General features: G+C 76.0%; 26 protein-coding genes. 7 read left to right on the top strand and 19 right to left on the bottom strand.

The features are described 5' to 3' along the window. From rnc to FN207_RS13835, 8 genes are all read right to left on the bottom strand, one after another. Window positions 1–789, bottom strand: coding sequence for a ribonuclease III (gene rnc / locus FN207_RS13800; protein ID WP_246066039.1), 789 nt, complete (start codon window positions 787–789; stop codon window positions 1–3). Between the two features lie 25 nt (window positions 790–814). After that, window positions 815–994 carry a 50S ribosomal protein L32 gene (gene rpmF, locus FN207_RS13805; RefSeq protein ID WP_110905337.1) on the bottom strand — a complete coding sequence of 60 codons (180 nt, stop codon included), beginning with the start codon at window positions 992–994 and terminating at the stop codon, window positions 815–817. Window positions 995–996: 2 nt separating this feature from the next. Next, window positions 997–1,545, bottom strand: a complete 549-nt coding sequence (locus FN207_RS13810) for a YceD family protein (protein WP_246066041.1) — start codon at window positions 1,543–1,545, stop codon at window positions 997–999. 251 nt (window positions 1,546–1,796) lie between these two features. Beyond that, on the bottom strand, window positions 1,797–2,486 hold the full coding sequence (locus tag FN207_RS13815; protein ID WP_142459088.1) for an SPFH domain-containing protein: 690 nt from the start codon (window positions 2,484–2,486) through the stop codon (window positions 1,797–1,799). Beyond that, a complete protein-coding gene (gene coaD, locus FN207_RS13820; protein WP_142459089.1) occupies window positions 2,483–2,962 on the bottom strand; it encodes a pantetheine-phosphate adenylyltransferase in 480 nt (159 codons plus the stop codon). Before coaD ends, FN207_RS13815 begins: the two co-directional genes overlap by 4 nt. Further along, window positions 2,959–3,513 (bottom strand): 16S rRNA (guanine(966)-N(2))-methyltransferase RsmD, encoded by a 555-nt coding sequence (gene rsmD, locus FN207_RS13825; protein WP_142459090.1) that lies wholly within the window; start codon window positions 3,511–3,513, stop codon window positions 2,959–2,961. The genes coaD and rsmD overlap by 4 nt, the downstream gene beginning before the upstream one ends. 13 nt (window positions 3,514–3,526) lie before the next feature. Beyond that, window positions 3,527–5,722 (bottom strand): ATP-dependent DNA helicase RecG, encoded by a 2,196-nt coding sequence (gene recG, locus FN207_RS13830; protein ID WP_142459091.1) that lies wholly within the window; start codon window positions 5,720–5,722, stop codon window positions 3,527–3,529. A gap of 2 nt (window positions 5,723–5,724) precedes the next feature. Further along, window positions 5,725–7,317, bottom strand: coding sequence for a DAK2 domain-containing protein (locus tag FN207_RS13835; protein ID WP_142459092.1), 1,593 nt, complete (start codon window positions 7,315–7,317; stop codon window positions 5,725–5,727). A gap of 159 nt (window positions 7,318–7,476) precedes the next feature. Between FN207_RS13835 and rpmB the strand changes: the two genes are divergently transcribed. Beyond that, on the top strand, window positions 7,477–7,659 hold the full coding sequence (gene rpmB, locus FN207_RS13840) for a 50S ribosomal protein L28 (RefSeq protein WP_425459849.1): 183 nt from the start codon (window positions 7,477–7,479) through the stop codon (window positions 7,657–7,659). Between the two features lie 112 nt (window positions 7,660–7,771). Here the strand turns inward: rpmB and FN207_RS13845 are convergent, their stop codons facing one another. Genes FN207_RS13845 through FN207_RS13855 form a run of 3 tightly spaced genes read right to left on the bottom strand, consistent with a single transcriptional unit; the run spans window position 7,772 to window position 9,943 of the window. Beyond that, window positions 7,772–8,401: a cytidylate kinase-like family protein gene (locus FN207_RS13845; RefSeq protein ID WP_142459093.1), complete on the bottom strand. Its 630-nt coding sequence runs from the start codon at window positions 8,399–8,401 to the stop codon at window positions 7,772–7,774. After that, a complete protein-coding gene (locus FN207_RS13850) occupies window positions 8,389–8,925 on the bottom strand; it encodes a GNAT family N-acetyltransferase (RefSeq protein WP_142459094.1) in 537 nt (178 codons plus the stop codon). Before FN207_RS13850 ends, FN207_RS13845 begins: the two co-directional genes overlap by 13 nt. After that, window positions 8,909–9,943, bottom strand: coding sequence for a thiamine-phosphate kinase (locus tag FN207_RS13855; RefSeq protein ID WP_142459095.1), 1,035 nt, complete (start codon window positions 9,941–9,943; stop codon window positions 8,909–8,911). The genes FN207_RS13850 and FN207_RS13855 overlap by 17 nt, the downstream gene beginning before the upstream one ends. A 92-nt stretch (window positions 9,944–10,035) precedes the next feature. On the opposite strand from FN207_RS13855, the gene FN207_RS13860 reads away from it, so the two are divergent. Together FN207_RS13860 and FN207_RS13865 are read left to right on the top strand one after the other, a co-directional pair. Further along, window positions 10,036–10,269: an Lrp/AsnC ligand binding domain-containing protein gene (locus FN207_RS13860; protein ID WP_110005665.1), complete on the top strand. Its 234-nt coding sequence runs from the start codon at window positions 10,036–10,038 to the stop codon at window positions 10,267–10,269. A 97-nt stretch (window positions 10,270–10,366) separates the two neighbouring features. Further along, the gene (locus FN207_RS13865) at window positions 10,367–10,873 is read left to right on the top strand and encodes a DUF3515 domain-containing protein (RefSeq protein WP_246066043.1); all 507 of its coding nucleotides are present in this window, start codon (window positions 10,367–10,369) and stop codon (window positions 10,871–10,873) included. Window positions 10,874–10,880: 7 nt separating this feature from the next. Here the strand turns inward: FN207_RS13865 and FN207_RS13870 are convergent, their stop codons facing one another. Together FN207_RS13870 and FN207_RS13875 are read right to left on the bottom strand one after the other, a co-directional pair. Further along, window positions 10,881–11,528, bottom strand: a complete 648-nt coding sequence (locus tag FN207_RS13870; protein ID WP_142459097.1) for a hypothetical protein — start codon at window positions 11,526–11,528, stop codon at window positions 10,881–10,883. Continuing rightward, the gene (locus tag FN207_RS13875) at window positions 11,525–12,673 is read right to left on the bottom strand and encodes a D-alanine--D-alanine ligase family protein (RefSeq protein WP_142459098.1); all 1,149 of its coding nucleotides are present in this window, start codon (window positions 12,671–12,673) and stop codon (window positions 11,525–11,527) included. The genes FN207_RS13870 and FN207_RS13875 overlap by 4 nt, the downstream gene beginning before the upstream one ends. Window positions 12,674–12,782: 109 nt before the next feature. On the opposite strand from FN207_RS13875, the gene FN207_RS13880 reads away from it, so the two are divergent. Next, window positions 12,783–13,577, top strand: coding sequence for a CDP-alcohol phosphatidyltransferase family protein (locus FN207_RS13880; protein ID WP_246066045.1), 795 nt, complete (start codon window positions 12,783–12,785; stop codon window positions 13,575–13,577). 224 nt (window positions 13,578–13,801) lie between these two features. Here FN207_RS13880 and FN207_RS13885 read toward each other — a convergent pair whose 3' ends face one another. Genes FN207_RS13885 through FN207_RS13900 form a run of 4 tightly spaced genes read right to left on the bottom strand, consistent with a single transcriptional unit; the run spans window position 13,802 to window position 18,412 of the window. Next, the gene (locus FN207_RS13885; RefSeq protein ID WP_185938341.1) at window positions 13,802–15,442 is read right to left on the bottom strand and encodes a TIGR03767 family metallophosphoesterase; all 1,641 of its coding nucleotides are present in this window, start codon (window positions 15,440–15,442) and stop codon (window positions 13,802–13,804) included. Window positions 15,443–15,447: 5 nt separating this feature from the next. Then, window positions 15,448–16,590: a cystathionine gamma-lyase gene (locus tag FN207_RS13890; protein ID WP_142459100.1), complete on the bottom strand. Its 1,143-nt coding sequence runs from the start codon at window positions 16,588–16,590 to the stop codon at window positions 15,448–15,450. A gap of 26 nt (window positions 16,591–16,616) precedes the next feature. Continuing rightward, window positions 16,617–17,615, bottom strand: a complete 999-nt coding sequence (locus tag FN207_RS13895) for an NAD(P)H-dependent glycerol-3-phosphate dehydrogenase (RefSeq protein WP_142459101.1) — start codon at window positions 17,613–17,615, stop codon at window positions 16,617–16,619. Beyond that, window positions 17,612–18,412 carry a lysophospholipid acyltransferase family protein gene (locus FN207_RS13900; RefSeq protein WP_221888195.1) on the bottom strand — a complete coding sequence of 267 codons (801 nt, stop codon included), beginning with the start codon at window positions 18,410–18,412 and terminating at the stop codon, window positions 17,612–17,614. Before FN207_RS13900 ends, FN207_RS13895 begins: the two co-directional genes overlap by 4 nt. Window positions 18,413–18,522: 110 nt before the next feature. Here FN207_RS13900 and cofC point away from each other — a divergent pair, with 110 nt between their 5' ends. From cofC to FN207_RS13915, 3 genes are read left to right on the top strand one after another with little or no spacing between them, the layout of a single operon-like run. Next, window positions 18,523–19,158: a 2-phospho-L-lactate guanylyltransferase gene (cofC, locus tag FN207_RS13905; RefSeq protein WP_142459102.1), complete on the top strand. Its 636-nt coding sequence runs from the start codon at window positions 18,523–18,525 to the stop codon at window positions 19,156–19,158. A 49-nt stretch (window positions 19,159–19,207) separates the two neighbouring features. Then, window positions 19,208–21,307, top strand: a complete 2,100-nt coding sequence (locus tag FN207_RS13910) for an RNA degradosome polyphosphate kinase (protein ID WP_246066046.1) — start codon at window positions 19,208–19,210, stop codon at window positions 21,305–21,307. Next, the gene (locus FN207_RS13915; RefSeq protein WP_142459104.1) at window positions 21,297–22,232 is read left to right on the top strand and encodes an NUDIX hydrolase; all 936 of its coding nucleotides are present in this window, start codon (window positions 21,297–21,299) and stop codon (window positions 22,230–22,232) included. The genes FN207_RS13910 and FN207_RS13915 overlap by 11 nt, the downstream gene beginning before the upstream one ends. An 18-nt stretch (window positions 22,233–22,250) precedes the next feature. Here the strand turns inward: FN207_RS13915 and leuD are convergent, their stop codons facing one another. Together leuD and leuC are read right to left on the bottom strand one after the other, a co-directional pair. After that, window positions 22,251–22,856, bottom strand: coding sequence for a 3-isopropylmalate dehydratase small subunit (gene leuD, locus FN207_RS13920; protein ID WP_142459105.1), 606 nt, complete (start codon window positions 22,854–22,856; stop codon window positions 22,251–22,253). Between the two features lie 5 nt (window positions 22,857–22,861). Further along, on the bottom strand, window positions 22,862–24,304 hold the full coding sequence (gene leuC, locus FN207_RS13925; protein ID WP_142459106.1) for a 3-isopropylmalate dehydratase large subunit: 1,443 nt from the start codon (window positions 24,302–24,304) through the stop codon (window positions 22,862–22,864). Window positions 24,305–24,354: the final 50 nt, after the last annotated feature.

Raw genomic sequence — 24,354 nt, forward strand, 5'->3', positions numbered from 1 at the left:
TCAGCCCCCGGCGGGGGTCCGGCCGGCGGACGGCCCGCCGGCGGAGACGGCGTGCCACGCGGCCTCGGCGGCCTCCTGCTCGGCGGCCTTCTTCGTGCGCCCGCTGCCGCGGCCGCGCACGACGCCGGCCAGCGACACGGCGGCGGTGAAGGTCTTGGCGTGCGGCGGGCCCTCGTCGGTGACGTCGTAGACGGGCGCGCCCAGGCCGTGGGCGGCGCCGAGCTCCTGGAGGCTGGTCTTCCAGTCCAGGCCGGCGCCGCGGGTTGCGGACTCCACCAGCAGCGGGTCGAACAGGCGGTGCACGATCGCGCCGGCCGCGGGGAGCCCCAGGCCCAGGTGGCACGCGCCGATGAGCGCCTCGAGGGCGTCGGCGAGGATCGAGTCCTTCTCCCGGCCCCCGGTGGTCTCCTCGCCGCGGCCGAGCAGCAGGTGCGGGCCGAGGCCCCCGGCACCCAGCCGCCGGGCGACGCCGGCCAGCGAGGTCATGTTGACCACCGAGGCGCGCAGCTTGGCCAGCCGCCCCTCGGGGAGGTCGGGCTGGCTGCGGTAGAGCTCGTCGGTGACGACCAGGCCGAGGACCGCGTCACCCAGGAACTCCAGGCGCTCGTTCGTCGGCAGGCCACCGTTCTCGTACGCGTACGAGCGGTGGGTCAGCGCCAACGCCAGCAGGCCGCCGGGCAGCTCGACGCCGAGGGCGTCGAGCAGCCAGGCGGCCGCGCGGTCGGCGTGGGCCTGCCCCGCCGGCGAGCCGCCGTCGGGGATCACCGGCGTGCGGGTACCGCTGCCCACCCCAGGTGTCCGGGTCAGTGCCGGGTCAGACCGACAGGACCTGACGGCCGGCGTGCTGGCCGCAGTTCGGGCAGGCCTGGTGCGGCGGCTTGAGCTGGCCGCAGGCGCGGTTCGGGCACGGCGAGAGCGTGGGGGCGGTCGCCTTCCACTGCGACCGGCGGGCGCGGGTGTTGGCGCGGGACATCTTCCGCTTCGGGACGGCCACGGTCAGTTCTCCTCAGGGTCGCCCGGACGGTCGGTGACCGCTCCGGTGGTGAAACGGCCGGCGAGGCCGGCCCAGCGGGGGTCGACCAGCTCGTGGGAGTGGTCGTCCGGCAGGTCGTCGAGGCGCTGGCCGCAGCCGGAGCACAGGCCGGCACAGTCCTCGGAGCAGGTGGGCGAGAGGGGCAGGGCCAGGACGACGGTGTCGCGGACCATCGGCTCGAGGTCGATGCGCTCACCCTCGACGAGGCGGACCTCGTCCTCCTCGCTGGTGGCCTCCGTGGTGCTGCCCGAGTAGGCGTAGAGCTCCTGGACGTCGAGCTCGAGGGTGTCCTCGACCGGGTCCAGGCAGCGCGCGCACTGGCCCTCGACGGGCACCTCGACGTCGCCGGAGACGAGCACGCCCTCCATGACCGACTCCAGGCGCAGCCGCAGGTGCACCGGTGCGCCCTCGGGCACGCCGATCAGCTCGAGCCGCCAGCCCGCGGGCGCGGGCAGGGTGCGGTCGAGCTCCTGCATCGAGCCGGCGCGGCGGCCGAGCTCGCGCAGTTCCACGGCCCAGGGATTGACGGCGGGACGCCGGGCGTCCGGGGACGCGGCGCCTGAGCGGTGCGGTGCGGCAGACATGTCGGTACTCGCGGTCGTCAGTGGGAGGGGATCCGGTCCGGGGAGGTCACCGGTGGACCAGCAACCGAGACTACCCGATCCGCGCCAGTCGCCGTCCGCCCCGGTGAGGGACCGGAGGCGGCCCCGCTGCAGGGTCCCGCGCCGAGCGTCAGCGAGGCGTGGGGGGCAGCGGGGTCCTTCTAGGGCTCGCGGAGGGTCTCGCGCGCCTTCTCGACCGAGCGCAGCATCCGCTCGAGGGTGGTGCCGAAGTCGGCCAGCCGGGTGTCGACGTACTCGTCGACCTCGGCGCGCATCCGGTTGACCTCGGCGACGGTCTGCGCGCCGAGCTCGTCGGAGCGGCTCACCGCGCCGCGGTAGACCTCGGTCTCGGTGACCAGCCGCTCGTGCTCGGCCTGCGCGGCGGCGAGCATCTCCGCCTGCTGCGCCTGCGCGTCGGCGAGCACCGCCTCGTGGTGGGCCTGCGCCTCGGCGACCAGCCGGTCGGCCTCCGCCTCGGCCTGGGCCAGCAGGCCCTCGGCCTCGGCCTGGGCGCGGGCGAGGATCTCGTCGCGCTGCCGGCGGGCGGTGCCCAGGACCTCCTCGCGCTGGCGGCGCGCGGCGGCGACCAGCCGGTCGGCCTCCTCGCGCGTGCGGCCGGTGAGCTGCTCGGCCTCGGCCTGCGCCTGCTCGAGGATCTCGGTGCGCTGCTCGACGATCGCGCCGGCGGCGTGCACCTCGTCGGGCAGGTTCTCCCGCAGGTCGTCGAGCAGGTCGAGCAGGTGGTCGCGCGGCACCATGCACGAGCCCGACATGGGCACGCTGCGGGCGTTCTCGATGACCCGGCTGAGCTCGTCGACGGTCTCGTAGAGCCGGTACACGACCTCGGTCACGACTCTGCCCGCTTGGCCAGGAGCCGGTCGAGGACGCCCTTGGGCACCAGGCGGGAGACGTCGCCGCCGAAGGTCGCGATCTGCTTGACCAGGCTGGAGGACAGGTGCCCGACCTGCGGGGCGGTGGGCACGAACAGCGTCTCGATGCCGGCCAGCTCGCGGTTCATCTGCGCCATCTGCAGCTCGTACTCGAAGTCGCCGACCGCCCGCAGGCCCTTGACCACCACCGGGATGTCGTGGGCCAGGCAGTAGTCGACCAGCAGGCCGCTGAAGCTGTCGACGACGACGTTCGGCAGGTCGGCGACCGCCTCGCGCAGCAGTTCCATGCGCTCGTCGACGGTGAACAGCCCGGCCTTGCCGGGGTTGACCAGCACGGCGACCACGAGTTCGTCGTAGAGCGCGGCGGCCCGGGCGATGACGTCGACGTGGCCGTTGGTCACCGGGTCGAAGGACCCGGGACACACCGCTCGCCTCACGGGAGGCGACCGTACCGGAGCAGGGCCTCTCCGTAGCGGCGGTCGCGGATCCCGGTGAGGGGTGTCGGCCACCCGAACGGCTCCCCGCGGGAGGACCGCTCGACGACGACGACCGCGTCCGGGGCGAGCCACCCGCCCGTGACCAGCGCGGCGAGCACGCCGCGCACCTCCTCGTCGGGGACGGCGTAGGGCGGGTCGGCGAGCACGAGGTCGAAGCGGGCCGGCGGCGCGCCGCCGACGACGGTGGGCACCGACCCGGAGACCACGCGCGCGCCGGGCAGGCCGACGGCGGCGACGTTGGCGCGCAGCACCGGCAGCACCCGCTGCCCGTTCTCGACGAGCACAACCTCAGCCGCGCCACGGGAGAGCGCCTCGAGGCCGAGCGCCCCGGAGCCGGCGTAGAGGTCGAGGACGCGGGCGCCCTCGAGGTCGAGCAGCGTGCACAGGCTGTTGAACAGGGCCTCGCGGGCGCGGTCCCCGGTGGGCCGCACACCGCTGGGCGGCACCTTGAGCCGCCGTCCCCCGGCGACGCCGGAGATCAGCCGTGTCACCCGCCCGCCTCCCTCAGGCCTTCTCGAGGTACGTCGCGCGCTCGTCGGTGGCCAGCGCGGCGACCTCGGCGGCCAGGCCCGGGTGGTCGGCCAGCCCGCCGCCGGTGGCCAGCAGCCCGGTCGCCTCGGCGCGGGCGGTGGCGATGAGCTCCTCGTCCTCGAGCAGCGACAGCAGCCGCAGCGTCGAGCGCTTGCCGGACTGGGCGGCGCCGAGCACGTCGCCCTCGCGGCGGGTCTCGAGGTCCAGGCGGGCCAGCTCGAAGCCGTCGGAGGTGCCGGCCACCGCGGCCAGCCGCTGCCCGGTCGCCGTCGTCTGGCGGGCCTCGGTGACCAGCAGGCACAGGCCCCGGTGCTTCCCGCGGGCCACCCGGCCACGCAGCTGGTGCAGCTGGCTGACGCCGAAGCGGTCGGCGTCCATGACGACCATCACGGTGGCGTTGGGCACGTCGACGCCGACCTCGACGACCGTCGTCGCGACGAGGACCTGCGTTCCTCCGGACGCGAAGGCACGCATGCGCGCCTCCTTGTCCTCGGGCGTCAGGCGTCCGTGCAGGACGTCGATGCGCAGGCCGGCCAGCGGGCCCTCGCGCAGCGCCTCGGCGACGTCGAGCACGGCCAGCGGCGGGCGCCGGTCGTCGTCACCCGCTCCCTTCTCCGGGGCGCCGTCGGCGTCGTCGGGGGCCTCGGTGTCGTCGGTGCCGGTGTCGTCGTCGCCGATCCGCGGGCAGACGACGTAGGCCTGCCGGCCGGCGTCGACCTCCTCCCGCAGCCGCTCCCAGGCGCGGTCGAGCCAGGCCGGCTTGTCGCTGACCGGGACCACCGAGCTGGCCACGCCGCCGCGGCCGCTGGGCAGCTGGCGCAGCACCGAGGTCTCCAGGTCGCCGTAGACGGTCATGGCGACCGTGCGCGGGATCGGCGTGGCGGTCATGACCAGCACGTGCGGCGGGCGGGTGCCCTTGGCGCGCAGGGCGTCACGCTGCTCGACGCCGAAGCGGTGCTGCTCGTCGACGACGACCAGGCCGAGGTCGGCGAAGTCGACGCCCTCCTGCAGGAGCGCGTGGGTGCCGACGACGATCCCGGCGCTGCCGTCGGCCACGGCGGCGCGCGCGGCCCGGCGGGCGGCGGCCTTGAGCGAGCCGGTGAGCAGCACGACCTTCGTCCCCGCGGGGTCGCCGTCGAGCTCGCCGGCGCGGGCCAGCGGGCCGAGCATCGCCGAGATGCTGCGGGCGTGCTGCGCGGCGAGCACCTCGGTGGGCGCCAGCAGCGCGGCCTGCCCGCCGGCGTCGACGACCTGCGCCATCGCCCGCAGCGCGACGACGGTCTTGCCCGAGCCGACCTCGCCCTGCAGCAGCCGGTGCATGGGGTGGTCGCGGGACAGCTCGGCGGCGAGCTCCTCCCCCACGTCGCGCTGGCCCTCGGTCAGGGCGAAGGGCAGCGCGGCGTCGACGGCGTCGAGCAGGCCGCCGCTGCTGCGCGGGCGGGCGGTGCCCGGCTCCAGGGCGGCGGCGCGGCGGCGGGCGGCGAGCACCAGCTGCAGGATCAGCGCCTCGTCCCACTTCAGCCGCTCCGCGGCGCGCTCGACGTCGTCGGCGGTGGTGGGCCGGTGGATGTCGAGGAGGGCGGCGGGGAGGCTCAGCAGGCCGTGGCGGGTGCGCAGGTCCTCCGGCAGCGGGTCCTCGACGAAGCCGAACCCGCCGGAGGCGTCGAGCAGCAGGCGGACCGACTTCTGGATCACCCAGCTGGAGACGTCCTTGCTGGCCGGGTAGATCGGGATGAGCGCGCGGGCCCAGTCCTCGTCGTCGTCACCGGTGATGAGGTGGAAGTCGGGGTGGGCGAACTGCTTGCTGTTGCGGTACTGGCCGACCGTGCCGGCGAACAGCCCCCAGGCGCCCTGCTGGAGCTGGCCGTGCCGCCGGTTGAAGAACACCAGCTGCATCTCACCGGCGCCGTCGCCCACGGTGACCTCGGTGAGCGTGCCGGGCCGGCTGCGCATCTTGCGGCTGACCACCCGGCGCACCTGGGCCAGCACGGTGACGCGGTCCCCGACCTGCAGGTCGTCGAGGCGGGTCATCTCACCGCGCGTGGCGTAGCGCCGCGGGTAGTGGCGCAGCAGGTCGCGGACGGTCCGCAGCTCGAGGGACTCGGCCATCGCCTTGGCCGTCTTGGCGCCCAGCACGCGCGCCAGGTCGGTGTCCAGGGTCACCGCCACGACTACTCCACCCCCACCTGCAGCGGGATCACCGCGCCGGCGTCGTACCGGACGACCTCGACCGTCGGGTGGGCGCCGGCCAGGTGCGCGCAGACCGTGTCGCCGAGCGCGGGGTCGGGGCCGACGACGAGCGTCGCCATCTCCCCGCCGGCCGACAGCAGCCGGTCGAGCAGCTCGCAGGCCACCGCCGCGAGGCCCTGGCCCACCACCACGACGTCGCCCTCGGCCGAGCCCAGCGCGTCGCCGGGCCGGCAGGGCCCGGCCATGGTGAGCGCCTCCTGCTCGGCGACGGTGACCTCGGCCCAGCGCGTCGCGGCGGCGGCCTCGGCCATCGCGATGACGTCGTCGCCGAAGCGGCGGGCGGGGTCGGCGACGGCGATCGCGGCCAGCCCCTGCACCGGGGACCGGGTGGGGACGACGGCGACGTCGCGGCCGGCCTCGCGGGCGCGGTCGGCGGCGCGGGCGGCCACCGGCGTCAGCGCGGGGTCGTTGGGCAGCACGACGACGTCGCCGGCCCCGGAGGCGAGGAGCTCGGCCAGGATCTCGTCCTCGTCGACCCCGCCGGGACCGCACGGGACCACCCGCACGCCCTCGCCGGAGAACAGCTGCGCCAGGCCCTCGCCGGGGACGACCGCGACGACGGCGCGCAGCCCGGGCACCGGGGCGGCCGGGCGGACCGGCGCCAGCGGGGTCACCGCGATGGCGTGCGGCCGGCCGGCCTCGATGCCGGCCTCGATGGCGCCGCCGACGTCGTTGGTGTGCACGTGCACGTTCCACTGCCGGCCCGCCGGGGTGTCGACGCCGACGACCACCAGGCTGTCGCCGAGAGCGGCCAGCCGGCCGTGCAGGACGGCGACGGAGGCCTCGTCGGCGTCGGCGAGCAGGTACTGCACCTCGCTGCCGGGGCCGGGCGGGGGCTGGTGCGGCACCGCCGCGGGGTCGGCCGGGCGGGTGCGGCGCGGCACGAGCGGCGGACGGGCCGGCTCGACGCCGGTGACGGTGGCCACGAGCGCGTCGAGGACCACGCAGAACCCGGCGCCGCCGGCGTCGACCACCCCGGCGGTGCGCAGCGCGTCGAGCTGGCCGGGCGTGGCCTCCAGCGCGGTGCGCGCGCCGTCGGCCGCGGCGGTGACGACGTCGGCCAGGGCGGTGCGCCCGTCGGCGACGGCGGTGACGGCGGCCTCGGCCCCGGCGCGGGCGACGGTGAGCAGCGTCCCCTCCTCCGGGTCGGCGACCGCGGAGTAGGCGGTGTCGGCGGCCTTCTGCAGCGCCGCGGCGAGGTCGGGGCCGTCGGCGGGCTCGCGGCCGGCGAGCTGGTCGGACAGGCCGCGCAGGAGCTGGGCGAGGATCGTGCCGCTGTTGCCCCGGGCCCCGAGGACGGCGCCGCGGGTCAGCGCGGTCCAGGCCGACTCGCCGTCGGCCGCGTCGAGCTCGGCGACGGCGGCCTGCGCGGTGAGCAGCAGGTTGGTGCCGGTGTCGCCGTCGGGCACGGGGAACACGTTGAGGTCGTCGAGGCGGCCGCGGGCTCCGGACAGCGCCGTGACCGCGGCGCGGCACCACTGGCCGACCGCGGCGTCGTCGAGCGCCTGGAGCACGGCCGGAGGGTACCTGCGGGAACCGACGGCGCCCGGCCACCGGCGACCTCGGCGACGGTCTCCCCGGCGAGCGGTTAGACTGGTCGACGGTCTTCCGGTGGCCGTCTGTGCGCCGCCGTCTTTCGAACGATTCTCTGGGAGTGATCCACCGTGGCTGCCGTGTGCGATGTCTGTGGCAAGGGGCCCGGTTTCGGTATGTCGGTGTCGCACTCGCACCGCCGCACGCCGCGCCGTTGGAACCCGAACATCCAGTCGGTGCGGGCGCTCGTCGCCCCCGGCAACCGCAAGCGCATCAACGCCTGCACCTCGTGCATCCGCGCCGGCAAGGTCGCCCGCGCGTAGTGCGCCCGGGCGGGACCCCCGCCCCTGAGCACGCCCCGGCCCCGCCCGGGCGGACCCCGGAGGTCGACGGCCTCCGGGGTCCTTCGCGCGCGCGCACCGCGGGCGGGCCGGCTCAGGCCGTGCCGATCCCCCGCGCCCGCGCCGCGGCCACCACCAGGTCCACCACGGTCTCCAGCGGCAGCGCCGTCCCGTCGACGACCAGGTGGTAGTGCCGCGCCGCTGCCGGGTCGGCCCGGTAGAAGTGCCGGACGTAGGTCTCGCGGGTGGTGTCGTTGGCCTCGAGCTCGCGCCGCAGCTCGTCCATCGGGCGGCCGTAGCGCCGCACCGCCGCCCGCAGCCGGGCCTCGCGCGGGCCGTCGAGGCGCACGTGCAGGGCGTCGGGCCGGTCGCGCAGCACCATCGCCCCGCCGCGCCCGAGGACGACCCCGCCGGCGCCGTCGGCGATCTCGCGCAGGACCCGCTCGGTGTGCTCGCGGTAGGCCCGCTCGTCGGGCTGGTCGGTCGTGGGGAGGACGCCGCCGACCGGGTCGGGCATGGCGCCCAGCGAGGCCACCAGCCGCCACAGGCCGCGGACCACCCGCTCGTCGTTGGCCTCGGCGTCGTCCTGCGAGACGCCGAGACGGCCGGCCACCTGCGCCGGGATCGCGCGGTCGTGGAAGACCAGGCCCAGCCGCTCGGCGACGGCCGGCCCGACCTCCGGGCCGCCCGCGCCGTAGGACGCGGAGATCGTCACGACGCCCACGGCCGCTCCTCCTCCGCGCTCTCGAGCTCCTTGCCGAGGAACACCGCGCCCGCACCCCCGGCGTAGATGCCGTACCCCGGCACGGGCGTGTAGCCGAGGGCCCCGTACAGCGCGAGCGCCTCGGGCTGCCGGTCGCCGGAGTTGAGCACGACGGAGCGGTACCCCGCGCGGCGGGCGGACTCCTCGAGCGCGGCGACGACGACCTGCGCCAGCCCGCGCCGTCGGAAGGCGGGGTCCACGTACACGCGCTTGACCTCGACCGCCGTCGGGTCGTCGCCCTCGACGTGCCGCCGCCACGCGCCGCACGCGGCCGGCTGCCCGCCGACCTCGGCGACGAGGAACACCCCCGCCGGGGGCACGAACTCGGCCGGGTCGACGGCGGCCTCGTCGGGGCCGCCGTAGCGGGCGACGTACTCCTGCTGCACCCGGGCCACGAGGTCGCGGGCGACCGGGTCGTCGTAGGGCACCGCGCGCAGGCGGGCGACCGACCCGTCGCGCAGCCGCACGTCAGCCGAAGTGGACATGCCCGGTCCTCCCCGCCCCGACCGCGACGGCGACGTCGGCCGCCGGCTCCCCGCTCACGGTCACCCCCGGTTCCCCCTCCTCGACCCGTCCGATGGCCGCCCACCCGTGCGGCAGCGTTCCGGACGGCGGGAAGGTCGCCAGCAGGGCGTGGTCCTCGCCGCCGGTGAGCACCCAGGCCAGCGGATCGGCGCCGAGGGCCGCCGCCACCTGCTGCAGCGGACCCGGCGGTTCCAGGGTCGCACGCACCAGCGCGGCCCGGTCGACGTCCACGACGACGCCGCTGTCGGCGGCCAGGTGCCCGGCGTCGGCGAGCAGCCCGTCGCTGACGTCGCACATCGCGGTGGCCCCCGCGTCGGCCGCGACCGGCCCGGCGGCGTACGGCGGGGTCGGCCGGCGGTGCGCGGTGACGACGGCGAGCGGGCTGCTGAAGCCGCGGCGCAGCACCGCCAGCCCGCACGCCGACCAGCCCAGCCGCCCCGTGACGGCGAGGACGTCGCCCGGCCGGGCCCCCGAGCGCAGGACCGGCGCGCGCCCGCCGAGGTCGCCGAGCGCCGTCACCGACAGGACGATCGACCCGCTGTCGGGCGCCGAGGCCACCGTGTCGCCGCCGACGACCGCGGCGCCCAGCGGCGCGCACTCGGCGGCCATGCCGGCGGCGACGCCCTCGAGCCAGCTGGTGGGGGTGTCGGCGGGGCAGGCCAGCCCGACCAGCAGCGCGGTGGCCACCCCGCCCATCGCGGCGACGTCGGCCAGGTTCGCGGCGGCGGCCTTGTGCCCGACGTCCTCGGCCGAGGACCAGTCGCGGCGGAAGTGCCGCCCCTCGACGAGGACGTCGGTGGTGGCCACGACCCGCCCGTCGGGCACCCGCAGCACCGCGGCGTCGTCACCGGGGCCGACCTCGGCCACCCGCGCGGAGCCCGAGCGGGCGAGCACCCGGGCGATGACGCCGAACTCGCCGACGACCCGCACGCTGTCGGCGAGGTCGTCGCGGGGGCCCAGGGGTCGGGGCCGTGTCACCGGGCACACCGGGTCGCTGGGGTAGGTTGCGCTCCAGTCCGGCTGCCGGCGGCGGAGTGCCGCCGGCTGCGTCGCCCGAGGAAGGTCGTCCCGTGGTCCACGCCTACATCCTGATCCAGACCGAGGTCGGCAAGGCCGCCCAGGTGGCGTCGACGATCAGTGAGATCGCCGGCGTGACCAAGGCGGAGGACGTCACCGGCCCGTACGACGTCATCGTCACCGCCGAGGCGCAGTCGGTCGACGAGCTCGGCCGCCTGGTGGTCGCCCGCGTGCAGTCCGTCGACGGCATCACGCGCACGCTGACCTGCCCCGTCGTCAACATCTGAGCCGCTGAGCGAGGACACCCCCGCCGAGGCCCCTCCGGCACCCGCCCGACGTCCCGACCCCCTGCGCCGGCTGGCGCTGGTCGCGACCGCGGTCGTCGTGCCGGTGCTGGTCGTCCTGGTCGTCCTGGTCAACGTCCGCGGCGGGAGCGGCAACAGTGACGGAGACGACGGGACCCCGGCGGCGGACGTGAGCGGCACCACGGCGCCGCAGCGCGCGGAGGACCTGCCGGTGCTGCCGGTCGAGGTCCCCCCGCCGACGCCGGAGGCCGACGCGAACTGCCCGGCGCTCCTGGGCGCGCTGCCCCTGGACCTGACCGGGGAGCCGGCGCGGCTGGTCGACTCCGACACCCCTTACGCCGCCGCCTGGGGCGACCCGGCGGTCGTGCTGGTGTGCGGGGTGCCGCAGCCGGAGGGCCTGGTCGCCGGCGAGGGCCTGCTGCAGATCGACCAGGTCACCTGGTACGTGGAGCAGTCCGACGAGGCCACCACCTGGACCGCGGTCGACCGCCCCGTCTACGTGCAGGTGACGCTGCCGCCCGACGTCGACAGCGCGCCGGTCACCGTGCTCAGCGGCGTCATCGGCGACACCCTCCCGCCGCGCTGAGGCCCGCTCAGCCGGCCGGCAGCCGGTCGAGCTGGGCCCGCACGGCGGCGTGCACCTCGTCGGAGGCGGCCTGCTCGTTCCCGGCCACGGCGGTCACCGCGACGCTGAACACCCCGTGCGCGCACCAGGCGAAGGCCGCCGGGCCGGACAGCCCCGTCGCGGGGTCGGCCTGCGCCACGGTGAGCAGGCTGCAGCCGTCGGGCAGCGAGGACGGGCCGCGCCGCAGCACGCCGTCGTAGACCTCGGCGTCGTTGCCGGCGAGGTCCTCGGCGTAGGTGGCCGCGCCGGTGGCGTCGTCGAACTGGTCGAGGAAGACGCTGGTGAGCGGGCCGGTCGTCGACCCCCAGAAGCGCTCCCAGCCGTGCCGGTAGCCGTACTCCCGCAGCACCGCGCGCTCGCGGGCGGGGTCGTCGGCGTACGTGGCGACGTCGTCGACGGTCTTCGCGCCGGCCGGCGGCCGGAGGTCGGCGTCGGGAATCCGGGGCAGCCCGGAGGGCACCTCCTCGAGCAGCAGCTCCCCGAGGTCCTCCACGGTCTCCGGGGTGGCGGGCGCCGCGTCCACCTCCGCCGGGGTGGCGCTGGTGGGCGTGCAGCCGGTGGTGGGGCCGAGCGCGAGCAGCCCGGCGAGCACGGCCGCGCGGCGGCCCGGGGTCACCGGGGGGTCCGCAGGTCCCCCGGCCGGCCCGCGCGCGCCAGCGCCGAGGCGACCAGCCGGTCGACCAGCTCGGCGTAGGACACCCCGCTGGCCGCCCACATCCGCGGGAACATCGAGATCGGCGTGAAGCCCGGCATCGTGTTGACCTCGTTGATCACGAGCCGCTCGCGGCCGTCGGGCCCGGCGCCGAGGAAGAAGTCCACCCGGGCCAGCCCCTCGCAGTCCATCGCGAGGTAGGCGCGGCGGGAGGCCTCCTGCACCCTGCGCGTCTGCTCGGGCGTGAGGTCGGCCGGGACGTCGAACTCGACGGCGTCGTCGAGGTACTTGGCGTCGAAGTCGTACCAGTCGGTGCCCGGCTTGAGCCGGATCTCGGCGGGCAGGCTGGCCTCGGGCGGCCCGCCGTCGCGGCCGGCCAGCACCCCGCACTCGATCTCCCGGCCCGGCACGGAGGCCTCGACGACGACCTTCGGGTCGACGGCGGCCGCGGTGGCCACGGCCTCGGGGAACTGCGCCCAGTCGGTGACCTTGGTGATGCCGATGCTCGACCCCGCGCGCGAGGGCTTGACGAAGACCGGCAGCCCCAGCCGCTCGCGGTCGGCGGCCGAGAGCGCGTCGGGGTCGGCCGTCAGCGCGCCCTCGGCGTCGCGGAGGACGACGTGGTCGCCCTGCGGCAGCCCCGCCGCGGCCAGGAGCTTCTTGGTGAACTCCTTGTCCATCGAGGCGGCGCTGGCGAACACCCCGGAGCCCACGTAGGGCAGGCCGCTCATCTCCAGCAGGCCCTGGATGGTCCCGTCCTCGCCGTAGGCGCCGTGCAGCACCGGGAAGACGACGTCGACCTCGGTGAGCGCGGGACCGATCGCGGTCGCGGCGTCGAGGACGGCCAGGCCGCGGCCGGCGGGGTCGCCGACCAGGGACACCGCCGTCCCGCCGGTGACCTCGGGCAGCCGGCCGCCGTCGATGGCCAGCCGCTGGCCGGCGTCGGCGAGCACCCACCGGCCGTCGCGGGCGATGCCGACCGGGACCACCTCGTAGCGCTCCGGGTCCAGCGCCGCCATCACGCTCCCGGCGGAGACGCAGGAGATGGCGTGCTCCGCGCTGCGCCCCCCGAACACGACCGCGACACGCACCCTGCCTGACCCGCTCATCGCGGCCGACCCTAGTCGACGCCCCACACGCGTTCCGCGTCTCCCGCGGGGCTGACGCCCGCGCGGTGTGGGAACCTCGTCGGCGATGCGGGAGAACGCGGCCCCTCCGGTGGACCCCCGGCCTCCGGCGACGACGGCGCACCAGGGGGACGAGCACGGGGACGCCCCGGCGCGCCGTTTCCCGCTCTGGCTGCGGCTGGCGGGTGCTGCGGTGCACGCCTACACCGCGCTGGGCTCGGTGCTGGCGCTCCTCGTGGTGCTCGCCGCGTTCGAGGGCGAGGCGGTCACCGCGCTGTGGCTCGGGCTGGCGGCGCTGTGGATCGACGGCACCGACGGGATGCTGGCCCGCCGCGCGCGGGTCAAGGAGACGATCCCCTGGTTCGACGGCTCGCTGCTGGACAACATCGTCGACTACCTGACCTACGTCTTCGCGCCCGTCGTCCTGCTGTGGACCACCGGCGCGCTGTCGCACTCGTGGATCGGCTGGCTGCTGGCCGCGCTGCCGCTGCTGGCCTCGAGCTACCAGTTCTGCCGGGTCGACGCGAAGACCGACGACCACACCTTCCTCGGCTTCCCCAGCTACTGGAACGTCGTCGCCTTCTACGCGGTGGTGCTCGACCTCTCGCAGGTCGTCGTCGCCGTCGTGCTGGTCGTGTGCTCGGTGCTGGTGTTCGTGCCGGTGCGCTACCTGTACCCGTCGCGCACCGAGGCGCTGTGGCAGGTCAGCCTCTCGCTGACCGTCGTCTGGCTGGTGACCTACGCGGTGCTGCTGCTGCAGTACCCCGACCCGCACCCGGTCGTGGTGGTGCTGTCGTTCGCCTACGTCGTCTACTACCTCGCCTTCAGCGGCTGGCTCACCGCCCGCGCCGCCCACCGCCGCCGCCGGGCCGCCCGCACCGCCTAGCCCACCGGCGCCGGGGAGCGTGTGCGCGGACGCGGCATCCCGCGGCCCGGAACGCGGCGCCAGCGCACACCGTCGCCGGCTCGCGGCCCGGTGATGTGCGTCGGTGGCGCATCCGGGCCTGAGAACGCGCCACGGACGCACATCACCTCGGCCTGACCGGAGCGTGTGCGCGGACGCGGCATCCCGCGGCCCGGAACGCGGCGCCAGCGCACACCGTCGCCGGCTCAGAAGGGGGCTCGCAGGACCAGCTCGACGTTGCGGTCGGCGGGGGTGCCGGCCAGCCCCGACCCGAGCCCGGCCCACGGCACGTTGGCGGCGAGCTCCCGGTGCAGGGCGGCCAGCGCGGCGGGGTCGCGCGCGGCCGGGTCCTCGGCGGCCGGCGGGCGGGCGGGGCTGTCGTGGTCGACCATCGTGCAGACCATCGACAGCGTGTCGTCCCCGTTGTCGAGCAGCTCCACCAGCCGGGCCTGCCCGGGCCAGTCGACGACGGCGCAGGTGGTGACCTCCCACAGGCCGCGGCCGGGCTCGTGCGGGTGCGCCCAGGGCCGCACCTCGCTGACGTGCGTGTGCCCGTTGAGCCAGAGGACGACGTTCGGGTAGCGGTGCAGCAGCGCCAGCAGCTCGGGGGCGCCGAGGGCGTCGTCCCCGGCCGCGGGCCGGCGCCCGAGGGCGTCGGCGCGGGTCAGCGTGCTCGACCCGTGGTGGGACAGCAGCACCACAAACCGGTCGGCGTTGCCGGTGGCCACCCGCCCGCCGTCGGGACCGGGCGCCGACGACGACACCTCGCGCAGCCGCTCCTCCAGCCACCGCGCCTGCTCGGCGTCGACCGAGCCCGCGGTGCCGCCGGTGACCCGCGTGGTGTCCAGGCAGACCACGCGGACGCCCGGCAGCCCGTCCCACGCGTAGTAGGCGGTGCCCTCGCGCAGGTTGTCCTCGGTGAACCCGTGCCCGGTGGGCGCCCCTCCGTCGGCGAGGTGCGCCGCCACGAACGCCCGGCGGTCGATGAACCGGCGGTCGGCCACCGAGGTCACCGCGCGGGAGGTGGCGGTGGTGAAGACCTCCGAGGAGTGCGTGAACAGGTGCAGGGCGTCGTCCAGCGGCAGGGCGGGGTCGACGTCGACCGGCTTGCGCCCGGAGCCGAGCAGCGCGGCCAGCGCGGGCGTGGGGACGCCGACGCCCTGGATGAGCGCCTCGTGGTTGCCGTGGCAGCCCAGCCACGGCAGCCGCAGCCCCTCGGCGGCGAAGGCCGCGAACGCCGCCTCCAGCAGCCCGGGGCGGGCGGGGAAGCCGAAGCGCTGGTGGTGGAGGCCGCCGTCGTCGTCGGGCCGCCAGAACAGGTCGTGCGGCCAGCCGGAGGCCTGCACGCCGTCGTAGGCGGTCAGCCCGGCGCCGGGTGAGACCACTCCCCCGCGCAGCACGGCGAGGTAGAGCTCCAGCTCGTTCCACTGCGCGTTGTCGATCGCGTCGCCGGTGGTGACGACGACCTGCAGCGGCTGCCCCGTCCGCGGCCCGCCGGCCAGGCCGTTGAGGGTGCGCACGAGCGCGTCGACGGCGTGCGCGGTGAGCGCCTCCTGCGGACGGTGCATGGGCACCAGCGCGCGCATCCGCGGATCGGCCTCGAAGCGGTGGAAGAACTCGAAGCGGGCCGGCGAGCACACGTCGGCCAGCTGCAGGTCGGTGACGTGCGCGAGGCAGGCCACCGCCCGCGTCCCGTGCCGCGGCGGTTCCCAGGTGGGCCAGACCAGCTCGCGGCGCACCCGGTGCGGCTCCCCGCCCGCCCAGGCCAGCGCCCGGTAGTCGCTGTCGCGGCCGCGGTGCAGCACCGGGCCGGCGGCCAGGACGCGGTCGAGGGTCGTGCGGCTCACGCGGGTCAGGCGGCGGCGTCGAGCGCCGCGGTGAGGTCGGCGACGACGTCGCCGGTGTCCTCGATGCCGCAGGAGAAGCGCAGGAACCCCGCGGGGACGGCGTCCCCGCCCCACTGCGCCCGCCGGTCCACGGTGCTGTGCACGCCGCCGAAGCTCGTGGCCGCGGTCCACAGCCTGCTCGCGGCGAGGAACCGGGACACCGCCGCCTCGTCGGCGAGCTCGGCGGAGACCACGCCCAACGGCCGCAGCATCTGCCGGGTCGCCAGCGCGTGCGAGGGGTCCGAGGGCAGCCACGGCCAGCGCACGCCGGTCACGGCCGGGTGCCCGGCCAGCACCTCGGCCACGGCCGCGGCCGTCTCGCCCTGGCGGGTCAGCCGCAGGTCCAGCGTGCTCATCGAGCGGTGCCCGAGCCAGGCGTCGAAGGCGCCGGGCGTGCTGCCGGTGTGGTCGCGCCAGCCCTTCACCCGGTCGAACACCTCCTCGGAGGTGGTGCTCACGTGGCCGAGCAGCAGGTCGCTGTGCCCGGTCAGCGCCTTGGTGTCGGCGCCCACGGTGAGGTCGGCGCCCAGCTCCAGGGGCCGCTGGCCCAGCGGGGTGGCGGTGGTGTTGTCGACGGTGAGCAGCGCCCCGGCGGCGCGGGTCGCGGCGGCCACGGCGGCGATGTCGCAGACGTCGAGCTGGGGGTTGCTCGGCGTCTCGAGGAAGACCATCCGCGCGCCGTCGAGGTCCCCGCGGGCGGCGACGTCGGCGATCTCGACGGTCGGCACGTACTCGACCCGCACCCCGAGCCGCTCGAGCTCGTCGCGCGCCAGCAGCCGGGTCGTGTAGTAGCCGTCGGCGGGCAGCACCAGCCGGTCGCCGGCCGACACCAGCGCCAGCACCGCCGCGGTGATCGCGGCCATGCCAGTGCCGAACGACAGGCACCGGCCGCCGTCGAGCTCGCCGACCGCGGTCTCGAAGGCGCGCGACGTCGGGTGCTCGGTGCGGGCGTAGGCGTCGACGCCGCCGGCGCGCGGCGGCCGGTCGCCGAGGTGGAAGGGCGCGGCGAACACCGGCGAGGGGCGCAGCGGGGTGCCCGGCACCGGCGGCGCGTCACCCGCGTGGACCGACCGGGTCCCGTCCCCCCACCCGGCGGGCAGGTCCGTCACTCCGGCTCCGCCTGCAGGTGCGTCGCTCACTCCGGCTTCGCTTCGCGGGACATGATCTCCTTCACCATCTGCGCGGCCGGGACGTCCTCGTGGCACACCCGCACGACCGCCTCGGTCACCGGCACGTCGACGCCGTGGGCGCGGGCCAGGTCGAGCACCGGGCGGCAGCTCTTGACGCCCTCGGCGGTCTGCCGGGTGGTGGCCTGCACCTCCTCCAGCGACAGGCCGCGGCCCAGCTTCTCCCCGAAGGTCCGGTTCCGCGACAGCGGCGAGCTGCAGGTGGCCACGAGGTCGCCCAGCCCGGCCAGGCCGGCGAAGGTGGCGGGCTCGGCACCCAGCGCCACGCCCAGGCGGGTGGTCTCGGCCAGGCCGCGGGTGATCAGCGAGGCGCGGGTGTTGTCGCCGAAGCCCATGCCCTCGGCGATGCCGCAGGCCAGCGCGATGACGTTCTTCACCGCACCGCCCAGCTCGCAGCCCACCAGGTCGGCGTTGGTGTAGGGCCGGAAGTAGGGCGTGAGGCAGGCGGCCTGCAGGCGGGCGGCGCGGTCGGGGTCCGGGCAGGCGATGACGGTGGCCGCCGGCTGCTCCTCGGCGATCTCGCGGGCGAGGTTCGGGCCCGACAGCGCGGCCACCCGGTCGGGCCCGGCGCCGGTGACCTCGCGGATGACCTCGCTCATCCGCTTGGTCGTGCCGAGCTCGACGCCCTTCATCAGCGACAGCAGCGTCGCGTCGGGCGGCAGCAGCGGCGTCCACTCGAGCAGGTTGGCCCGCAGCGACTGCGAGGGGACGGCGAGGACGACGACGTCGGCGCCGTCGAGGGCCTCCGCGGCGTCGGGGGTGGCCGTCAGCGCACCGGGCAGCGCCACCCCGGGCAGGTACTCGGCGTTCTCCCCCGACTCGGCGATCGCCTTCGCCAGCTCCGGCCGGCGGGCGTGCAGGGACACCGTGCAGCCGGCGTCGGCGAGGACCTTGGCGAAGGTGGTGCCCCAGGAGCCGGCACCGAGGACGGCGGCGCGGGCGCTCACGCGGCGTCCCCCGGCAGCGCGCGCCGCGGGCGGGGGGCGAAGGCCGGCGGCGCGGGCTCGCCCCGCACCTCGGACAGCAGGTCGCGCACCCGGCCCATGATCAGGTCGGTGGTCTCCCGCAGCAGGTCGGGGGTGAGCGCCTTCCCCGCCCGCACCTCCGCGCGCAGCGCCGCGAGGTCGACCGGCTCGCCGAGGGAGTACTCGGTCGGCGTCCGGAACCGCAGGTGCAGCTTCTTGGTGTGGTAGTCGTGCACCCGCTGCGGACCCCACTGCGCCACCGGCACGACGACGGCGTCCGTGGTCAGCGCCAGCCGCGCGACGCCGGTGCGGGCCTGCATGGGCCACCAGCCGGGATCGCGGGTCACCGAGCCCTCGGGGTAGATCACGACGACGTTGCCCGCCTCGAGGTCGGCCGCCGCGGCGGCGAGGGAGCCGCGGGCCTCGGCGGAACCGCGGGAGACCGGGATCTGCCCGGCGTGCCGGAGGATCTTCCCCGCCAGGCCCTTGAACACCGCCTCCTTGGCGAGGAAGTGCGGGACCCGCCCGTTGTCGTAGACCAGGCGCGCGCAGGCCAGCGGGTCGAGGACCGAGACGTGGTTGGCCACGAGCAGCACCGGACCGGTGCGCGGCAGCCGGTCACCGTGGCGGTAGCGGAGCCGGAACAGCAGCGAGGCGATCGGGTAGATGACCACGACCGCCAGCTTCAGCGACCACGGCAGCCGGCCGCGCACGTGCAGTTCGCGGCGCCCGAGCGCCGCACCCCCAGCCGTGGCCCCGGAGGACTGCTCCTCGGTCACCGGCACCCCTCCGCTCGTCGTGACGACCGGCACATGATCGACCCTCCCCCGGGTCGGCGTGCGCACCGGGGGTCGCCGGCGTCGGCGCGCGGGCGGGCGCGTGTGCTCACATGGACGCCGTGCGGTGGTCCCTGGTCGTCCCGGCGAAGCGGCTCGGCGCGGCCAAGACCCGCCTGGTCCCGCTGACCGGCGGCGGTCCCGGGGTGCACGCGGACCTCGTGCTCGCGCTGCTGGCCGACACCGTCGCCGCGGCCCGGGACTGCGCCGCGGTCGCCGACGTCGTCGTCGTCACCGACGACGAGCGCGCCGCCGCCACCGTGCGGGCCCTCGGCGCGCGCACCGTCCCCGACGAGCCGGACCGCGGCCTCAACCCGGCGCTGGCCCACGGCGCCCGGGCCAGCGGCGGCGACGCCGTGGCCGCCCTGTCCTCAGACCTGCCCGCACTGCGGCCCGACGAGCTCGCCGCCGCGCTGGCCGCCGCCGCCGGCGCCCCGCGCTGCTTCGTCGCCGACGCCGCGGGCACGGGGACCACGCTGCTGACCGCGGCGGGCGTGCCGCTGGACCCGCGCTTCGGACGGGGCTCGGCCGCCGCGCACGCCGCCGCCGGCGCGCTGCCGCTGGCCGGCGGGTGGCCGGGCCTGCGCCGCGACGTCGACACCCCCGCCGACCTCGCCGCCGCCGTGCGCCTCGGCGTCGGCACCGCGACGGCGGCGCTGCTGCCGCGCCTGCCGCGGCCGGCTGCCTGAGTCCCCCGCGCGCTCCTCGCCGTTCACCTCGGTGGGGCACGATGAGGCCGTGGCAGCCGAGACGACGTCGCCCGAGGTCCCCGCACGGTCCCCCGAGGAGCCGCCCGCCCTCCCGGCGGACCGCTTCCTCAACCGGGAGCTGTCGTGGCTGGACTTCAACGCGCGGGTGCTGGAGCTGGCCGAGGACACCTCGTTGCCGCTGCTGGAGCGGGCGAAGTTCCTGGCGATCTTCGCGGGCAACCTCGACGAGTTCTACATGGTGCGCATCGCGGGGCTGAAGCGCCGGCAGAGCACCGGGCTGACCGTGCGCTCCCCCGACGGGCTGACCATCCGCGAGCAGCTGGCCCGGGTCACCCAGCGCACCCAGGAGCTCGTGCACCGGCACGCGGTCTGCTTCCAGCAGGACGTCACCCCGCGGCTGGAGGCCGAGGGCATCCGGATCGTGCACTGGGAGGATCTCGCCGAGACCCAGACGCGGCGGCTGCGCGAGTACTTCCGCGACCAGGTCTTCCCGGTGCTCACGCCGCTGGCCGTGGACCCGGCGCACCCGTTCCCCTACATCAGCGGCCTGTCGCTCAACCTCGCCGTCGTCGTCCGCGACCCCGAGACCGGCGGCCCGCGCTTCGCCCGGCTCAAGGTGCCCAACAACGTGCCGCGGTTCGTGCCCGTGGGGCCGGTGGACTCCGAGGCGACGTTCCTGCCGCTCGAGGACCTCATCGCCGCGCACCTGCCGCAGCTGTTCCCGGGCCTCGACGTCCTCGACCACCACCTGTTCCGGGTGACCCGCAACGCCGACCTCGAGGTGGAGGAGGACCGCGACGAGGACCTCCTGCAGGCCCTCGAGCGCGAGCTCGCACGCCGGCGCTTCGGCCCGGCGGTGCGCCTCGAGGTCACCGAGACGATGGACCCGCAGATCCTCGACGTGCTGGTCTCCGAGCTGGAGATGAGCCCGCAGGACGTCGTCACGGTGCCCGGGCTGCTGGACCTCTCGTCGCTGTGGGCGCTGTACGACATCGACCGCCCGGAGCTCAAGGACGAGCCGTTCGTGCCGGCCACCCACCCGCGCCTGTCCGAGGGCGAGACGCCCAAGAGCGTCTTCGCGACGCTGCGCGAGGGCGACGTGCTCGTCCACCACCCGTACCACTCGTTCGCCACCAGCGTGCAGCGGTTCATCGAGCAGGCCGCCGCCGACCCGCACGTGCTGGCGATCAAGCAGACGCTCTACCGGACCTCCGGGGACTCGCCGATCGTCAACGCGCTCATCAGCGCCGCCGAGGCGGGCAAGCAGGTCGTCGTCCTCGTCGAGATCAAGGCGCGCTTCGACGAGCAGGCCAACATCACCTGGGCCCGGTCGCTGGAGCGGGCCGGCTGCCACGTCGTCTACGGCCTGGTCGGGCTCAAGACCCACTGCAAGACGGCGCTGGTGGTGCGCCGGGAGAACGGCGTGCTGCGCCGCTACGTGCACATCGGCACCGGCAACTACAACCCGAAGACGGCGCGGCTCTACGAGGACCTCGGCATCCTCACCGCCGACCCGCGGGTGGGCGCCGACCTCACCGACCTGTTCAACGTGCTCACCGGCTACTCGCGCCAGACGGCCTACCGGCAGCTGATGGTGGCGCCGCACGGCGTCCGCAGCGGCCTGGTCGAGAAGATCCGCCGGGAGGCGCGGCACGCCGCCGAGGGCCGGCCGGCGGGCATCCGGATCAAGGTGAACTCGCTGGTCGACGAGCGGGTCATCGACGCCCTCTACGAGGCCTCCCGGGCCGGCGTGCCCGTGGAGCTGTTCATCCGCGGCATCTGCGCGCTGCGGCCCGGCGTCCCCGGCCTGTCGGAGACGATCCGGGTGCGCTCGATCGTGGGCCGGTTCCTCGAGCACTCGCGGGTCATGGCCTTCACCAACGACGGCGAGCCGGAGTTCTGGCTGGGCAGCGCCGACCTCATGCACCGCAACCTCGACCGCCGGGTGGAGGTGCTGCTGCGGGTCTGCGACGACACCGCCCAGCGCCAGCTGCAGGCGATGTTCGACGACGCCATGGCCCCCGGCGTGCGCTGCTGGGAGCTGGGCCCCGAGGGCCGCTGGACCCGCACCGGGACCCGGGACCACCAGGCACGGCTCATGCGCCTGGTCACCGAGCATGCCGACTGAGCGCGGCGCGGTCGTCGCGGCCGCAGGCGGGGTGGTGTGGCGGCCGGCCGCCGGCGGCGGGGTCGAGACCGTGGTCGTGCACCGCCCGCGCTACGACGACTGGTCGCTGCCCAAGGGCAAGCTCGACGCCGGGGAGAACGCGCTGACCGCCGCGGTGCGGGAGGTCGTCGAGGAGACCGGCCTGCAGGTGGTGGCCGGCCGGCGCAGCCTGCGCACGCGCTACGAGGTCGCCACCGGGCCCAAGCAGGTGGACTACTGGCTCATGCGCGCGGTCGGCACCGAGCAGCCGTTCGTGCCCAACCACGAGGTCGACGAGCTGCGCTGGCTGCCGGTCGAGGAGGCCGCGGCGCTGGTCACCCACGAGCACGACCGGCGGGTGGTCACCGACCTCGTCCGCGACGACGTCCCGCCGACGCCGACGCTGCTGCTGGTGCGCCACGCCAAGGCCGGCAGCCGCAGCGACTGGGACGGCCCCGACGACGAGCGGCCGCTGGAGACCCGGGGCTGGCGGCAGGCGCGGCAGCTCGCCGACGTCCTGCCGGTGTTCGGCCCGTGCGAGCTCCTGAGCGCCGAGCGCGTCCGCTGCCGGCAGACCCTCGAGCCGCTGGCCGAGCGCACCGGCCTGCCGGTCCGCTCCCTGCCGGAGCTGGGCGAGGAGGAGTTCAGCGCCGACCCGCAGGCCGGCCTGGCCGCGATCGAGCGGCTGCTGGAGCCGCGCGAGCAGCCCGGTGTCGCGGTGGTCTGCAGCCAGGGCGGGGCGATCCCGTCGGTGCTGATGAGCCTGGGCGTCCGCTGGGAGGGGGTCGCCGGGCGGCTGCACCCGCCGGCGGCGAAGGGCAGCGTGTGGGCCCTCGGCGGCCGTCCCGGCGCGCTGCTCGCCGACTACTACCGCGACCTCGGCCCCGACCCCGACGCGCCCACGTAGGCGCGCCGGGGTCGTCGGTCAGGCAGGGAGGGCGGGCAGCGCCCGCGGCAGCCAGGACGGGCGCTGCGCCTCGAAGGTCTCGATGTCGGCGAGGTGCCGCTCGGTGAGGCCGACGTCGTCGAGCCCCTCGAGCAGCCGCCAGCGGGTGTACTCGTCGACCTCGAACGGCACCGTGGTGTCGCCGTAGGTGACCGTGCGGGCCTGCAGGTCCACCGTCACCGGCGTCGTCGGGTCGGCCTCGACCGCCTGCCACAGCGCCTCGACGTCGGCCTGCGGGAGGACGACGGTGAGCAGGCCGGACTTGGTCGAGTTGTTCTTGAAGATGTCGGCGAACCGCGAGCTGATGACCACGCGGAACCCGCCGTCGAGCAGCGCCCAGCAGGCGTGCTCGCGCGAGGAGCCGGTGCCGAAGTCGGGGCCGGCCACGAGGACCGTGGCGTCGGCGTACTGCGGCTGGTTGAGCACGAAGTCCGGCTCGTTGGTGCGCCAGGCGACGAACAGGCCGTCCTCGAACCCGGTGCGGGTGATCCGCTTGAGGTACTCGGCCGGGATGATCTGGTCGGTGTCGACGGCGCTGCGGCGCAGCGGGGCGGCGGTGCCGGTGTGTGTGGTGAAGGCGTCCATCGGGCTCAGACTCCCGTCGGGGTGGTGGGGCGGGTGGCCAGCACGGTCTCGGCGAGGTCGGCGGGGGCGGTGAGGCGGCCGGTGAGGGCCGTCGCGGCGGCCACGGACGGCGACACCAGGTGGGTGCGCCCGCCCTTGCCCTGCCGGCCCTGGAAGTTGCGGTTGCTGGTCGACGCCGACCGCTCGCCCGGCTTGAGCTGGTCGGGGTTCATGCCCAGGCACATCGAGCACCCCGCGCCCCGCCACTCGGCGCCGGCCTCGGTGAACACGCGGTCCAGGCCCTCGGCCTCGGCCTGCGCCTTGACGCCGATCGAGCCGGGGACGACGAGCATCCGGGTGTTGGCGTCGATCCGCTTGCCGCGCAGCAGCTCGGCGGCGGTGCGCAGGTCCTCGATCCGGCCGTTGGTGCAGGAGCCGAGGAAGACGGTGTCCACCTCGATCTCGCGCAGCGGGGTGCCCGGCGTCAGGCCCATGTAGGCCAGCGCCTGCTCGGCGGCGCGGCGCTCGTTGTCGTCGGCGAGGTCGGCCGGGTCGGGCACCCGCTCGGTCAGCGGCAGGCCCTGGCCCGGGTTGGTGCCCCAGGTGACGAAGGGCGAGAGCTCGGTGGCGTCGATGACGACCTCGGTGTCGAAGACCGCGCCCTCGTCGGTGCGCAGCGTCCGCCAGTACGCGACGGCGGCGTCCCAGTCGGCGCCCTGCGGGGCGTGCGGGCGGCCCTGCAGGTAGGCGAACGTCGTCTCGTCGGGGGCGATCATCCCGGCGCGGGCGCCGGCCTCGATCGACATGTTGCAGATCGTCATCCGGGCCTCCATCGACAGCGCCTCGATGGCGCTGCCGCGGTACTCGATGACGTGGCCCGCGGCGCCGTTGGTCCCGATCTTGGCGATGACGGCGAGGATGACGTCCTTGGACGAGACGCCCTCGGGCAGCTCGCCCTCGACGGTGACGGCCATCTGCTTCGGCCGGTACTGCGGCAGCGTCTGGGTGGCCAGCACGTGCTCGACCTCGCTGGTGCCGATGCCGAACGCCAGCGCGCCGAAGGCGCCGTGGGTGGAGGTGTGGCTGTCACCGCAGACGATGGTCAGCCCGGGCTGGGTGAGCCCGAGCTGCGGGCCGATGACGTGCACGATGCCCTGGTCGCGGTCGCCCATGGGCGCGAGCCGGATGCCGAACTCCGCGGCGTTGCGGCGCAGCGCCTCGACCTGCGCCCGGCTGACCGGGTCGGCGATCGGCTTGAGGACCTCCAGCGTCGGGACGTTGTGGTCCTCCGTGGCCATCGTCAGGTCGGGGCGGCGGACCCGGCGGCCGGCGGCGCGCAGCCCGTCGAAGGCCTGCGGGCTGGTGACCTCGTGCACGAGGTGCAGGTCGATGTAGAGCAGGTCGGGCTCACCCGCGGCGCTGCGCACGACGTGGGCGTCGTAGACCTTCTCCGCCAGGGTCTTCGGCACGGGGTCCCTCCCGGGTTCGGGTCATCCCACGGTGGTGTCTCATCACGTGG

The organism is Geodermatophilus aquaeductus, assembly GCF_900182545.1.
Lineage (GTDB): Bacteria > Actinomycetota > Actinomycetes > Mycobacteriales > Geodermatophilaceae > Geodermatophilus > Geodermatophilus aquaeductus.

Coding starts and splice junctions, on each gene's coding strand:
- FN207_RS13850 (WP_142459094.1), bottom strand. CDS start 8,925: ATGTCCACTTCGGCTGACGTGCGGCTGCGCGACGGGTCGGTCGCCCGC.
- FN207_RS13875 (WP_142459098.1), bottom strand. CDS start 12,673: ATGAGCGGGTCAGGCAGGGTGCGTGTCGCGGTCGTGTTCGGGGGGCGC.
- cofC (WP_142459102.1), top strand. CDS start 18,523: ATGGACGCCGTGCGGTGGTCCCTGGTCGTCCCGGCGAAGCGGCTCGGC.
- FN207_RS13915 (WP_142459104.1), top strand. CDS start 21,297: ATGCCGACTGAGCGCGGCGCGGTCGTCGCGGCCGCAGGCGGGGTGGTG.
- leuD (WP_142459105.1), bottom strand. CDS start 22,856: ATGGACGCCTTCACCACACACACCGGCACCGCCGCCCCGCTGCGCCGC.